The following is a 13157-nucleotide window of genomic DNA, read 5'->3' on the forward strand; positions in this document are numbered from 1 at the left end:
GCGGCTCAGCGCGTGTACTCGATGGCGCCGACGCCTTCGGCCTCGGGGAGCACGGTCACGAGCGCCTGCGCCCCGACGGAGGTGGACGAGAGCGAGGAGCGGACGGCGACGAGCCATGTCCGGTCGCTCCTCCGGGCGACGAGGATGGCGCAGCGCTCGCCCTGGGGCGTGCCCGCGCGCGCTTCGGCCTCCTGGACCACGCGCGCCTCGGAGGCGTCGCAGCCCTGGACGTCGAACTTGCGGTTCAACAGCGCGGTGAGCGCCATGCTGGCGGCCTTCTTCGCGGTGACCTCTTCGGCCGTCGGGGCCGCGGGGGGCGGCGCCGGGGCGCACCCGGCGGAGAGCGCTGCGAGGAGGGGTATCCACCGTGCGATGGTGCGTGTCACGGCGCTGTCCTATCGCGGCGGCGCCGCCACGGGAAGCCCTCGGCGTGTCCGGAATCGTGTCCGGGTCCTCCGGTCATCGCGACCGCAGACTACCCGCAACGAATTCAAGGAGAACGCCGATGTCTTCCCTCACTCACTACCTGGTCATCGATCTCGAGGCGACCTGCAGCGACGACCCCGCCTTCCCCCGCGACGAGATGGAGATCATCGAGGTCGGCGCCGTGCTCGTCGATGCCGCCACCCTGCGACCCGCCGCCGAGCTGCAGTGCTTCGTGCGCCCGATCCGACACCCGCGCCTCTCGGCGTTCTGCATGCGGCTGACGAGCATCCGCCAGGCCGACGTCGACGCCGCCCCGCGCTTCCCCGCGGCGGCGGCGCGGCTGAGGGAGCTGGTGCGCGCGAAACAGGCGCTCTTCTGCTCCTGGGGCGGCTACGACAAGCGGCAGCTCGAGCGCGACGCCCGCCGCCACGGGGTGGCGCTGCCCTTCGGCGGCGATCACCTCAACCTCAAGCGGGCCTTTGCCCGCCGCCTCGGCGCCGAGCGCGAGCTCGGCGTGGGGCAGGCCCTGCGCCGCGTCGGCTTCTCGTTTCAGGGGACGCAGCACCGCGCCATCGACGACGCCCGCAACATCGCGCGGCTCCTGCCGCACGCGCTGGGCCTCGAGCCCCACCCCGCCGGCGCTCCCGGGAGCCCCGCCGCGCCGCCGCTCACCGGCCCTCGGGCGGCGTCTCCGGCGCCTCCGGGGCCTCCGGCGCCTCCAGCGCCGCGAGGAGCGCGGTGAGCCCCTTCTTCAGCGAGGCCATCTGCTTCTCCCCCAGGGCTCGCGTGAGCTCATCCTCCAGCTCCTGCAGCACCCCGAGCCCGTGGAGGAGCATCTTCAGCCCGTGCGGCGTGAACCGCACCCGCTTCGCCCGCCGGTCCTCCGGATCGGGCGTCCGCTCCACCACGCCCGCCGCCTCGAGCTCCTCCACGAGCTGACCCACCGCCTGCTTCGTCACGCCGGCGCGCTCCGCCAGGTCGATCTGCCGCGTGCCCTCGAGATCGATGTACGGCATGAGCGCCGTGTGCGCCCGGCGCACCCCGGTCGCGCCGCGCCGGGCGACGCGCGCCACCGCCCGCTCGTCGAGCAGCCGCGCCGAGCGGAGCAGGAGCTGCCCGAGGCTCGCGCGCTTGCGCCGCTCGAGCTCGGCGACGTCGCATGGATCGAGGTCGTGCTTGTTCATGATAGTCAATTTGCTTGACCAAATGGTCAAGCTGATTTACCAATTGGAGCATGCTGCGACGGCTCGATCAATCCCTCTGGGTTGCGGAAGACACGTTGAAGGTGGGGTTTCTCCGGTTTCCGGTGCGATCTCCGGTCGTGCGCCTCGAGGACGGCGGGCTGCTGCTGTTCTCGCCGCTCCCGGGCGTGGAGCGGGAGGCGGACGAGATCCGCGCGCTCGGCAAGGTACGGGCGATCGTGGCGCCGAACCTGCTGCACCACCTCGGCCTCTCGCCGGCGGCGCGGCTGTTCCCGGGGGCGCGGCTGGTCGGCGCGCGGGGGCTCCGCGAGAAGCGCCCTGACGTGACGTTTACCGGTGTGCTCGACGGCGCGCCGGACCCGCTCTGGTCCGCGGAGATCGACCAGGTGGCGATCGGCGGGATGCCGAAGCTCGAGGAGACGGTCTTCTTCCACCGGCAGAGCAGGACCCTCTTCGTCTGGGATCTCTGCTTTCACATCGCGCAGAGCGAGCACCTCCCGACGCGCCTCTTCATGCGCCTGAACGGCGCCTACGGGAGGTTCGGCCCGTCGCGCATCGCGCGCTCGATGATGCGCGATCGCGCGGCGGTGCGCGCTTCCGTGGAGCGGATGCTCGCGTGGGGGCCGGAGCGCATCGTGGTGGTGCACGGCGACGTCGTCGAGCGCGGCGGTCGAGCCGCGCTGCAGGGCGCGTTCGAGCGGGTGCTCTGACGTCCCTGACGTGGAGCGGCGCGCGGGCGCCGGTGCGGTATAACTGTGGCCTGGCCATGAAGATCAGGACGGCCCGGTGATGGGCGCTCAGGTAACGCTGCTCGGCCTGGACTTCGGCTCCACAACGAGCTGCGCCGTGGCCGCCTCGGCGACGCTCACGCGCGCCGCGGGCAGCGGCCGGGTGGAGCTCGGCGCGCTGGAGGAGCGTTACCGATCGGAGATGGCGCTCACCCCCCTCGCCGGCGACGCCCTCGATCTCGACGCCGCGGCGGCGCTCCTCGATCGCTGGCTCGCCGAGGCGGGCGTGGCGCCCGGGGCCCTCTTCGGCGGCGGGGCGATCATCACCGGCCTCGCCGCGCGCCGGAGCAACGCCGACGCGCTCGCGGCGCTGATCCGCGCGCGCGTCGACGAGGCGCTGCTCGCCGTCGCCGAGGACCCTTGCCTCGAGTCCTGGATGGCCTTCATGGGCAGCGCCGCTCCCCTGTCGCGCGCGCGCCCCGGCGAGCCTCTCGTCAACCTGGACATCGGCGGCGGCACCACGAGCCTCGCGCTCGGCCTGGCCGGCGAGGTCCAGCGCACCGGCTGCCTCCTCGTCGGCGCGCGCCACGTCGCGCTCGACCCGCGCTCGCGCTGCCTCCGCGCGCTCTCGCCCGAGGCCCGCGCCGCCTTCGACCACCTCGGGGTCCGCCGCGGCCCGGGCGAGGTGCTCTCGCAGGCCGAGGCCGACGCCGTCGTCGCCTTCTACGTGGATCTGCTCGAGGCGGCGATCACGGGGCGCGCCGGCGCCTTCGCCGCGCCCGCGGCCGCGCGCCACGTGCAGGTGCCCTTCGCGCTGCCGGAGGGGATCGCCGCGCCCACCCTCACCTTCTCCGGGGGCGTCGGCGAGCTGATCTACGCCGGCCTGGCCGGGCGCCCCCTGCCCGAGCCCGCCCACCACGGCGATCTCGGCGTGGACCTCGCCCGAGCGATCCTCGCGTCACCTCGGCTGAGCGCGCGGGTGGCGACGCCGGCCAGCATGGGCCGGGCTACGGCGTACGGCCTGCTGCGCCACGCCACCCAGCTCTCCGGCGCGACGCTGTTCCTCCCGCGCCCCGAGCGCTTGCCCCTGCGCGACGTGCCCATCCTGGCGCGCATCTCGCCGGCCTCTTCCGACGCCCAGCTCGATCACGCCATGGACCTCTTCCGCTGGAGCACCCGCGGCGGCTGCCTGGAGATCGCCTTCGACGACGTCTCGGCGACGACCCTCAAGCGCCTCGGCGCGCGCCTCGCCGACGCGCTGCGCCAGGGCGGGGCGATCCCGGAGCACCCCCTCGTGCTGCTCACCGCGCAGAACGCGGGCAAGGCGTTCGGTGGCTACGTGACCGGCTGGGGCGCGCTGCCGCTCGACCTCATCGTCATCGACGAGGTGCAGGCGCACGGCGCCCAGTTCGTCCAGGTCGGCCGCCTGTGCGATCAGGTCCTGCCCGTCTCGTTCTACGGGATGACGCCATGACGTCGCTCGGCGAACCTTCCGTGAAGGGAGGAGCGCGCCGTGAAGGAACCGACCCCGCTCGATCGGATCGAGGTCCCCCGCCCCCGGACCGACGTCGTCTACGCGGCCCGCCTGCCTGGCCACGGCGGCTCGTTCCGCGGCTTGAAGCGGCTCCTCGGCGCCGCCGACTGCAGCAAGGCCGGCGATCGCCAGGCAGGCCTCGCGGCGAGCGACGACGCGGCGCGGGAAGCCGCGCGGGAGCTGCTCGGCGAGCTGACCCTGGAGCACCTCCACGATCACCCGCTCACCGACGCGCGGGGCGAGATCGACGCGGTGATGCGCGTCAATTACGACATCGACCGAGACGCCTTCGCCCGGATCGCCTCGCTGCGCCTCGGCGAGCTCAAGGACCACCTGCTCCGCGCCCCCGGCCCGGAGGTGGCGCGCCTCGGCCGCGCGCTGACCGGGGTCATGGCCGCGGCGCTCGCCAAGCTCTGCGACGTGCACGAGCTCGTGTACCTCGCCCGCAAGATCAGCCGCCCGACCCGCGCCCGCACGCTCCTCGGCGCCCCCGGCACGCTCGCCTCGCGCCTCCAGCCGAACCACCCCACCGACGATCTCCGGGGCGTCACCCTGCTGCTCTACTGGGGCCTTTCCCTCGGCGCCGGCGACGCGCTGCTCGGCGTCAACCCCGCGTCCGGCACGGTGGAGACCACCGCCGCGATCCTCCGCCACCTCGACCGCATCCGCCGCGCGACCGGCGTCCCCACGCAGATCTGCTGCCTGTCGCACCTCAAGGTGCAGCTCGCCGCGCTCGACCAGGGCGCGCCCGTGGAGATCCTCTTTCAGAGCCTGGCCGGCACCGAGTCCTGCTGTGTCACCGAGTTCGACGTCACCGTGGATCTCCTCGACGAGGGCTATCGCCGCATGGCCGCGCGCGGCCCGCTCGCGGGCCAGGCCGAGCAGTTCATGTATTTCGAGACCGGCCAGGGCAGCGAGCTCACGTACGGCAAGCACGAAGGCATCGACATGGCCACGGCCGAGGCGCTCTGTTACGGCCTCGCCCGCCGCTGGGACCCGTTCATGCTCAACAACGTCACCGGCTTCATCGGTCCGGAGACGCACCTCGATGACCGCGAGATGATCCTCGCGAACCTCCAGGACCATTTCATGGGCAAGCTCCTCGGCGTGCCCATGGGCATGGCCCCTTGTTACACCCTCCACGCCCACGTCACGCTGGAGGGCCAGCAGATGGCGACGCAGCTCCTCACCGCGGCGGGCGCCAACTATTACATGGATGTCTGTCTCAACACCGATCGCATGCTCGCCTATTTCGACACGAGCGGGCACGACGTGCAGACCTTGCGGGAGCTCCATGGCCGCGCGCCCGGCGGCGAGTTCCTGGAGTGGGCCCTCGCGCGGGGCATCCTGGCGCGCGCGGGGGAGGGACAGGGCGAGGCGGGCGCGATCACCCGCGGGCCGCGCTTCGGCGACGTGCGGCAGTTCTGCCCGGACGAGGCCGAGCTCGCCGAGCTGCTCGCGGCCACGCCCGCCGCCTACGGCTTCGCGACCGCCGGCCCGCGCCCGGCCAACGCGGTGAGCCGCCGCGGTCGCCGCGACGAGGCCATTGCGCGGGCGGCGCTCGCCACCGAGCTGCGCGAGGACGAGCTGGCCCGCGTCGCCGCGTTCCGCCTCGTCTCCACGACGGCGGCCAGCAAGGGAGAGCACCTCGGCTCGGCCGACGCGGGGGCGCGCCTCGCCCCGGAGAGCGCCGCCCGGCTCGCGCCGGAGGAGGCCGAGGTGCAGATCGTGGTGTCGGACGGCCTGAGCGCCGAGGCCGTCCACCGCAACATCCCTGACCTGCTCCCCGTCCTGCTGGACGGCCTGGGGGCGCGCGGCGTGACCGTGGGCCAGCCGCTGCTCGCGCGTTACGGCCGGGTGAAGCTCGCGGAGGCCGTCGCCGAGCGGCTCGCGGCGCGGCTGGTCATCGTGCTGCTCGGCGAGCGCCCGGGGAGCGGCGAGCTGGCGTCGAGCAGCCTCTCGGCCTACCTCGCCTACCGCCTCACGCCCGGCCCGGACCAGGAGGCGGCCGCCTCCTTCAGCGGCAATCCTGCGATCGGCTTCGAAACCACGGTGATCTCCAACATCCACGCTGGCGGGCTGCCCGCCGCGGAGGCGGGGGGCGTGATCGTCGAGAAGGCCCTGGCGGTGCTCGGCCACCGCGCGGCAGGTAACCGGCTGGAGGCGTTGCTCACCGGCTAGAGCGACAAACGGATTGAAAAGGCGAAGAAGGCGCGAGAATTCAACGCAAAGGCGCAAAGGCGCAAAGGCGCAACGAGAAGATCTCTTTTTTGCGCCTTCGCGCCTTCGCGCCTTTGCGTTGATCTCCCGGCTTCCAAGCCGATCGGTGTTCTAGCGCCGCGGGTCAGAAATCATGCCGGGATATCGTGCTTCGGCGATACGCCGAACTTGCGCGTGTAATCGCGGCTGAACTGTGCCGCGCTCTCGTAGCCGACGTCGAACGCCGCCGCGGACACCGAGATCGTGCCGGCGCGCAACAGGCGGCGGGCCTCGAGGAGCTGCAGGCCCTTCCGGTACTGAAGCGGCGACGACGCCGTGATCGCCTTGAAGTGCTTGTGAAACGAAGACGCGCTCATCCCGACGCTGCGCGCGAGCTTCGGGATCTCGACCGGCGATCGAAAGTCACGCCGCAGCTGTGCGATCGCGCGCGCGATCGCGCTGGCGTGGCTGTCACGGCGGATCAGGTCGCGCAACATGCTGCCAAACGGCGCTGTCGCGAGCCGGTAGTGGATCTCGCGCGAGACGAGCGGACCAAGCACCGCCGCGTCCGTCCGCGTACCCGCGAGCGCGAGATAGCGATGGAGCGCGTCGACGAGCCTGGCATCGCAGGTGTGGACCGCGAGCGAGCGAGACGGCGCGGCGGAGGGAAGCGAGTCGGCCATTGCCTCGACCAGGTCGCGCAGCGTCTCCAGCTCGACATCGAACAGCAGCACGAGGTACGGGGCCTTCGTGACGCGTGCGATCACCGGAAGGTCGTGGCTGATGAGCAGACACTCGCCAACGCTCATCGGAAACGAATCGGCTCCCAGCACCGTTTCTTTTCGCCCCTGGAGAACAAGGCCCATGACCGGCTCGTAGACCGCCGCTTCGAACGATGTCGGCCGGTGGTGCCGGAGGACGCCGAGGTTCTTCAGCGGTCGCACGTACTGGCTAGCGCGGTCCTTCGGGCGAGGGAGCTGGCTTGCAGCGAGCTCGGCGAGCGCCGCGAGGTTCATGCGGAGAGCGTAGCACCATCACGCCTCTTTGTCCTCGTGAGAGGATCGAGCAAGAAGCAGAGAGCTACCGGCAAGCACCCCGCGACGTGCGGTCGTACATTGGGCTCATGGCGAACAACATGCTGACCGTGCATCACCTCGGGCGTTCCCAGTCGGAGCGGATTGTCTGGCTCTGCGAGGAGCTTGGGCTCGACTATGAGCTGAAACGGTACGAGCGCCGGAAGGACAACAGGATGGCGCCGCCGGAATACAAGGCGCTGCACCCGATGGGGACGGCGCCGATCCTCACCGACGGGCAGCTGGTGCTCGGCGAATCCGGGGCGATAGCTGAGTATCTGATCGCGACCCATGGCGAGGGGCGGCTCGCCGTGCAGCGCGGCCAGCCTGGATTCGCTGACTATCTCTACTGGCTCCACTTCGCCAACGGGACCTTGCAGCCGGCCGTCCTGCGGGTGTGGTCTCTGGAGCGCGTCGATGCGTCCGAGAAGAATGCGGCGCTGCAGGTGGCGAAGGAGCGGTTCGACCTGATCTTCTCCACGGTGGAGAAGCGTCTGGGTGAGGCGCCTTATCTCGCCGGTCCGGAGCTGACGGCGGCGGACATCATGACGGTGTTCTCGCTGACCACCATGCGGCTGTTCAAGCCGTACGATCTCTCGCCGTGGCCGAACATCCTGGCTTATCTGCAGCGTATCGGCGCGCGCCCCGCGTATCGGCGCGCGATGCAGAAGGCGGATCCGGACATGACGCCGTTGCTCGGGGCCACTCCATGAACGAGGGGGCCGTCAGCCGCGGGCTTGATCCACGGGTTTGGTGCCCATTTGGAACGAGAAGCCGGGGTCCACGAATGTCCGTTTCTTCCAATCGGAGGCCGCGGGCGTGTGGCATGAACACCCCATGACCCACCTCGATGCCACGATGGGCCGCTCCCCGCTCCGATCGACTCCGCTGGGCAAGACCGGGCCCAGCGTCTTTCCCGTCGGCCTCGGCTGCATGGCGATGTCCGGCGCCTACGGCCCGGCCGAGGACGCCGAGGGCGTGGCGACGATCCGCCACGCCATCGAGCGAGGGATCACCCTGATCGACACCGGAGACTTCTACGGCAACGGGCACAACGAGCTCCTCATCCGGCGCGCGATCGAGGGGGTGCGCGACAAGGTCCAGCTGTCCGTGAAGTTCGGCGCGATGCGCGGCCCGGACGGCGCCGCGCTGGGCATCGACACCCGCCCGGCGGCCGTGAAGAACTTCGCGGCGTACAGCCTGCATCGGCTGGGCGTGGAGGTCATCGATGTGTACCGCCCCGCGCGCCTCGACCCGCAGGTGCCCATCGAGGACACCGTCGGGGCGATCGCCGACCTCATCAAGGCCGGCTTCGTCCGGCATGTCGGGCTGTCCGAGGTGGGGGTCGAGACGATCCGGCGCGCGAGCAAGGTGCACCCGATCGTGGACCTGCAGATCGAGTATGCGATCGCGACGCGCGGCCCCGAGGCGTCCATCTTCCCCGCGCTCGAAGAGCTCGGGATGAGCGCGACGCTCTACGGGGTCTTTGCGCGGGGGCTGCTCACCGGCAGCAAGCCCTCGGGAAAGGGGGACTTCCGGCAGTACATGCCGCGCTTCGCGGGCGAACAGGCGGCAAAGAACGCGAGCGTCGTCGAGAGGCTCCACGCCTTCGCCGGCGAGCGCGGGATGACGCCGGCTCAGGTCGCGCTCGCGTGGGTGCTGGCGAAGCAGCCCACGCTGGTGCCGATCGTCGGGGCCCGCACGCGAGCCCAGCTCGACGACGCCCTCGTGGCCCTCGACAAGCCGCTGTCGGCGAGCGACGTCGCGGCGCTCGAGAGCATCGTGCCAGCGGACGCGATCGGCGGCACGCGCTACCCCGCCCAGCACATGAAGGCGCTCGACAGCGAGCGGTAGCCGATCGACGCGGCCACCCGCGTCGGCTTGAACGGCCGCACGAGAGGCGTAAGAGTGACCAACATGGCCGCGGCGATGGATCTCCCCACCCTCGCGCTCCCGCGCTTCGTCGAGGACGTCCGTGATGTCGCGGCACCCCCCGGTCGGGTGTTCGACCTCGAGTGGCTTCCCGACGGCAGAACGGGCCTCTTTTTTCGAGCGCTCGAGGGTGGGCGCGAGGGGGACGTGTGGGTCGCGGGCCCCCGGACGCGCGCGGTATTCAAGAGCAAGACCGGCCTCGCGCGGACGGTCATTCTTCGGTTCAAGCCTGGTTGGTCGGCTCCGCTGCTCGGCGTGGCAGCGAGCGAGCTCACGGACCGGATCGTTCCGCTGGAGGACGTGTGGGGCCGCGCGGCGCGCGAGCTCTGCGGTGAGCTACTCGCTGCGAGGAGCCGCGCGGACGTGGTCGACCGCGTCACCCGGGCGCTCGCCCTTCGCGCCGGCCAACCCTTCGAGACGGCACCGGGGCAGCTCGCCCGTCGTGCGGTTCGCTTGCTCGAAGGGGGCGAGGTCCGGGTGGAGAGCGTTGCCGATCGGCTCGGCGTCACAGCGCGGCACCTTCGCCGCGCTTTCATCGAGAACGTTGGCATCGGCCCGAAGGAGTTCGCGCGGACCGTCCGCCTGCAACGCGCGGTGCGAATGGCAGCGACCTCGTGCGACTGGGCGCGCATCGCTGCGGACGCGGGCTATTATGACCAGGCCCACCTCATCGCCGACTTCCGTCAGCTCGTCGGGCTCACACCGGGCGCGTTCTTCAAACGCGCGGGCGGCCGGACGACCAGTTCTCCTTGCATGCAGGCTGATGATCGACCTTAGGCTTTCGCGTTCGGCAGGAGAAGGCACCGCACATTTGGCTCCTCGTTCCAGGCATCGGTCACAGCGCTGAGCGGCAGACTCTTGAACGGTGCACGAAAGCCGGCCGCCGGGGCCGCTGACAGCAGCTCGCCGGCCCCGGCCAGCAGCTCCTTCACGGAAACGCTTCCGATACCGCTGCCGATGAGCTCGAGCCCCGTGCTGCGCAGGATGTCACCTCGGATCGGGATCTCGTCGCCAGCCACGGTACCCAGCTGAACAAAGCGCAAGCGTGGCTCGCCAGCCCTGGACCCACGGTCCTTCGTCGCTGCCCGGAGAACGCGGACGGCCGGCTCACCCCACACGAAGTCGAGCACGACGTCGACGCCTTGATCGAATTGATCCCGCAGTGATCGATCCGCGTCCTCGTCCAAGGCGATTTTCACGTCGGCGTCGAGCCGGTCGAGCTTCACCCTGTCACGACCGACAGCGATCACTCTGCTCGCTCCGAAGTGACGGGCGGTTTGAATCGCCATGCCCCCCGCCGCGCCCGTCGCGCCGTTCACGAGCACCGTGTCGCCCTTCCGGAGGAGCGCCCGGCGTGACAGCGCAATCCAGGAGGCGAGCCCCGCGGTCGCGATCGCTGCGGCCTGCTCATCGGACAGCGCGTCGGGAACCGGCACAATCATGCTGTCCATGGCGAGCGACCTCTCGGCCATCGAGCCGAAGGGCGCCTTCGGGAACAGGAAGTAGACACGCCTCCCCGCAGCGTCTGCGCCGACGCCATCGACGCCTGGGACGAAGCCGCCGCTCTTTCCGCTCGCATAGTGCCTGCCAGAGGCCAGGCCTTTGACGATGGGGCTGAGCGGAGCGGCGTGTACGGTCACCACGGTCTCACCGTCGCCGGGCTCCGGATCACGGAAATCGTCATAGGACGGCGGGACACCGAGCGCATGTACGACTGCCGCCTTCATGCTGAAACCTCCAGGCGATTGTCGAGGTGGCGCCGTGTCGGCGACGACCGAGCCCGTCTCCCCCGAACCCCCGCGATGACGCAGTGCATGTGCGTGCTCCTTGTTCTTCACGGCGAACGCGCCGTCGACACGGAGAAGATGCGCCCGCTCGGCGCATCGATCCACTGCATGATAGACATACCCATCATGCCTGCCATTCATGACTTGGCCTCGGTCGATCTCAACCTCGTGCGGGTGCTCGGCGCGCTCCTCGACGAGCGGCACCTCACGCGCGCGGGCAAGCGGCTCGGCCTCACCCAGTCGGCGACGAGCCATGCGCTCGGCCGGCTCCGGCGCCTCTTCGGTGATCCGCTCTTCGTCCGCACCTCGCGCGGCCTCGCCCCGACCGCGCGCGCCCAGGAGCTGGCGGAGCCGGTGCGCGACGCGATGCGCGCTCTCGATCGCTGCTTCCGCGCCGAGGAGCCGTTCGTGGCCGAGAGCGCCGCCCGCAGCTTCAGCGTCGCCACCGCCGACTACGGCTCCTTCGTGCTCGCGCCGAAGCTCCTCGATCGCCTCGGGCGCGAGGCGCCGAACGTCGATCTCTGGCTCCGCGCGCTCGACGCCTCCTTCGAGGAGCAGCTCGCCCGCGGCGACGCCGACGTGGTGGTGGCCCCGGCGCGCAGCGACGGGCTCCCGGCTGGCGTCCGCTCGCGCCCGCTCTACCGGGAACGCTTCGTCTGCCTCGTGCGCAAGGGGCACCCGCTGGTGAAGAAGGGCATCGATCTCGCCTCCTGGACGTCGATGCGCCACGTCTTCATCGCTCCGCGCGGCACGCCCGGCGGCGTCGTCGACGAGACGCTGGCGCAGCTCGGAAAGCGCCGTCGCGTGGCGCTGGCGGTGCCGCACTTCCTCCTCGCGCCGCACGTGGTCGCCGGCTCCGACCTGGTCGTCACCGTCGGCGCGCGCGTGGCCGAGGCCTTCGCGGAGATCCTCCCCTTGCGCGTGGTCGATCCGCCGGTGAAGCTCCCCGGCTTCGAGGTGCGCATGTACTGGCACGAGCGTCACCACCGCGATCCGGCGCAGCGGTGGTTCCGCGACGCGGTGCGCGGCGCGGCCTAGCCGTCGCCCGTCAGAGCGTGACGCCGAGCGAGGGCTCGCGGCGTCGCCCGCCGGCGGCGCCCGGTGAGCCGAGCGCGCAGGCCGGATCGCGCTATCCCAGGAGATGGAACCGCAGGAACCCCAGGAGGCTCCTGATCGTCTCTCGCGAAGCCCCGCTGTCGTCGAGCAGATCGAACGCGTGCGGCGCCGCGGCGTGGTTCACGAGCGTCACTGGCAGGTTGCGGGCCAGCGCTCCGGCAATGAAGTCATCGATCGTCTCGTTCAGGTGAGGCATCCTGTCCTGTCCTGCCCTGGCGATGAACAGGGGCAGGTCCGGAGGGAGGTCGTCGATCGACTTCCCGGCGCACGGGTTGACGAACCGGAACTGCGCCGCCGCCTCCGCGACGCGGGTGGACGCTCCGAGGTCGAGCATGAAGCCGTAGCAGAGGGCGGCGCACCGGAGCGAGCCGCTCGGTTCCCGCATCAGCGCCGACAGGGCCATGGGGACGTTGCCGGAGCATGCCCACAGGCCGATCCGGCCCTCGTCGATCCCGAGCGAGGCGGCGTTCTGCCGGAGGTGCTCGAGCAGCGCGTGCAGATCGGACGGCTCCCGGTTCGTGTAATTGATACCCACGAGCCCGGACGCGGCCACCAGCCGTCCCCACGACGTGGACTGCCCTATCTCCTTGCGTTTGCAGCCGAACACCGACTCGAACCCCGGATCCGGATAGCCGGACACGAAGACGACGGCAGGCGCCCGCGCCACGGCCACCGCGGTTGGTGGAGCGTAGAGGTCGAAGGTCAGGGCGCCTGCATCGGTCGCCTGGTACTCGATATCTCTGCGGAGGATGACGGCATCCATGCCGGGGATCTCGAGGACCGCCGTCCTCTTCATCATCTTGTCTCGCTCGGATTCTTGGCTCATCGGTGCTTCTCCTTTGCTGTGGTGCCGACCAGCGCCGCTCGATGACAGCGCACCGCGCCGGGATCCTCGGACGCAAGCGCGCACGGCCCGCGTGGGCGGCCGACGAGGCGCACGCTGCCGAGCGATGTGGAGCCCCCCAACAACGACGAAAAGGGTACGACCGGCAATGCGCCAAGGACGCCAAGGAGAGAAATTTAGGTTTCTCTTGGTGTCTCCGGCGTCTTGGCGGTTTTCTTATGCAGGCGCTGTATCAGGCGCGGTCGATCACCGCTGTAGAAACAGAAACGCCAGCCGTGTCTGGGCTGGCGAGGTGCACCCGAAGCTAGCAGCCGGC

13 protein-coding genes are annotated in these 13157 nt (G+C 70.8%); 8 read left to right on the forward strand and 5 right to left on the reverse strand.

The features are described 5' to 3' along the window. Positions 1 to 5: 5 nt before the first annotated feature. Positions 6 to 386, reverse strand: a complete 381-nt coding sequence (locus WMF46_RS47355) for a hypothetical protein (protein ID WP_437983273.1) — start codon at positions 384 to 386, stop codon at positions 6 to 8. Positions 387 to 505: 119 nt separating this feature from the next. Here WMF46_RS47355 and WMF46_RS47360 point away from each other — a divergent pair, with 119 nt between their 5' ends. Next, positions 506 to 1168 (forward strand): exonuclease domain-containing protein, encoded by a 663-nt coding sequence (locus WMF46_RS47360; RefSeq protein ID WP_437983274.1) that lies wholly within the window; start codon positions 506 to 508, stop codon positions 1166 to 1168. On the opposite strand, the gene WMF46_RS47365 is transcribed toward WMF46_RS47360, so the two are convergent. Then, positions 1095 to 1610: a MarR family winged helix-turn-helix transcriptional regulator gene (locus tag WMF46_RS47365; RefSeq protein ID WP_437983275.1), complete on the reverse strand. Its 516-nt coding sequence runs from the start codon at positions 1608 to 1610 to the stop codon at positions 1095 to 1097. The genes WMF46_RS47360 and WMF46_RS47365 overlap by 74 nt on opposite strands. A 50-nt stretch (positions 1611 to 1660) precedes the next feature. On the opposite strand from WMF46_RS47365, the gene WMF46_RS47370 reads away from it, so the two are divergent. From WMF46_RS47370 to eutB, 3 genes are all read left to right on the forward strand, one after another. Continuing rightward, positions 1661 to 2338 carry a DUF4336 domain-containing protein gene (locus WMF46_RS47370; RefSeq protein ID WP_437983276.1) on the forward strand — a complete coding sequence of 226 codons (678 nt, stop codon included), beginning with the start codon at positions 1661 to 1663 and terminating at the stop codon, positions 2336 to 2338. 79 nt (positions 2339 to 2417) lie between these two features. Then, complete coding sequence (locus tag WMF46_RS47375; protein ID WP_437983277.1) at positions 2418 to 3830, forward strand: ethanolamine ammonia-lyase reactivating factor EutA; 1413 nt, start codon at positions 2418 to 2420, stop codon at positions 3828 to 3830. Between the two features lie 39 nt (positions 3831 to 3869). Further along, on the forward strand, positions 3870 to 6071 hold the full coding sequence (gene eutB, locus WMF46_RS47380; RefSeq protein WP_437983278.1) for an ethanolamine ammonia-lyase subunit EutB: 2202 nt from the start codon (positions 3870 to 3872) through the stop codon (positions 6069 to 6071). Positions 6072 to 6241: 170 nt separating this feature from the next. Here the strand turns inward: eutB and WMF46_RS47385 are convergent, their stop codons facing one another. Next, entirely contained in the window at positions 6242 to 7105 is an 864-nt protein-coding gene (locus tag WMF46_RS47385; protein WP_437983279.1) for an AraC family transcriptional regulator, read from the reverse strand. Between the two features lie 119 nt (positions 7106 to 7224). On the opposite strand from WMF46_RS47385, the gene WMF46_RS47390 reads away from it, so the two are divergent. The 3 genes from WMF46_RS47390 (at position 7225) to WMF46_RS47400 (ending at position 9871) form a co-directional block, all read left to right on the forward strand. Beyond that, entirely contained in the window at positions 7225 to 7875 is a 651-nt protein-coding gene (locus tag WMF46_RS47390) for a glutathione S-transferase family protein (RefSeq protein WP_437988012.1), read from the forward strand. A 124-nt stretch (positions 7876 to 7999) separates the two neighbouring features. Continuing rightward, complete coding sequence (locus WMF46_RS47395) at positions 8000 to 9016, forward strand: aldo/keto reductase (RefSeq protein ID WP_437983280.1); 1017 nt, start codon at positions 8000 to 8002, stop codon at positions 9014 to 9016. 63 nt (positions 9017 to 9079) lie between these two features. After that, positions 9080 to 9871: a helix-turn-helix domain-containing protein gene (locus tag WMF46_RS47400; RefSeq protein WP_437988013.1), complete on the forward strand. Its 792-nt coding sequence runs from the start codon at positions 9080 to 9082 to the stop codon at positions 9869 to 9871. Here WMF46_RS47400 and WMF46_RS47405 read toward each other — a convergent pair. Then, complete coding sequence (locus WMF46_RS47405) at positions 9868 to 10821, reverse strand: zinc-binding dehydrogenase (protein WP_437983281.1); 954 nt, start codon at positions 10819 to 10821, stop codon at positions 9868 to 9870. The genes WMF46_RS47400 and WMF46_RS47405 overlap by 4 nt on opposite strands. Positions 10822 to 11007: 186 nt before the next feature. On the opposite strand from WMF46_RS47405, the gene WMF46_RS47410 reads away from it, so the two are divergent. Continuing rightward, the gene (locus WMF46_RS47410; protein ID WP_437983282.1) at positions 11008 to 11919 is read left to right on the forward strand and encodes a LysR family transcriptional regulator; all 912 of its coding nucleotides are present in this window, start codon (positions 11008 to 11010) and stop codon (positions 11917 to 11919) included. Positions 11920 to 12010: 91 nt separating this feature from the next. Here the strand turns inward: WMF46_RS47410 and WMF46_RS47415 are convergent, their stop codons facing one another. Then, a complete protein-coding gene (locus WMF46_RS47415) occupies positions 12011 to 12823 on the reverse strand; it encodes an alpha/beta hydrolase (RefSeq protein WP_437983283.1) in 813 nt (270 codons plus the stop codon). Positions 12824 to 13157 lie beyond the last annotated feature (334 nt).

Source organism: Sorangium sp. So ce117 (genome assembly GCF_051524395.1).
In the GTDB taxonomy this organism is placed as follows: Bacteria; Myxococcota_A; Polyangia; order Polyangiales; family Polyangiaceae; genus Sorangium; species Sorangium cellulosum_B.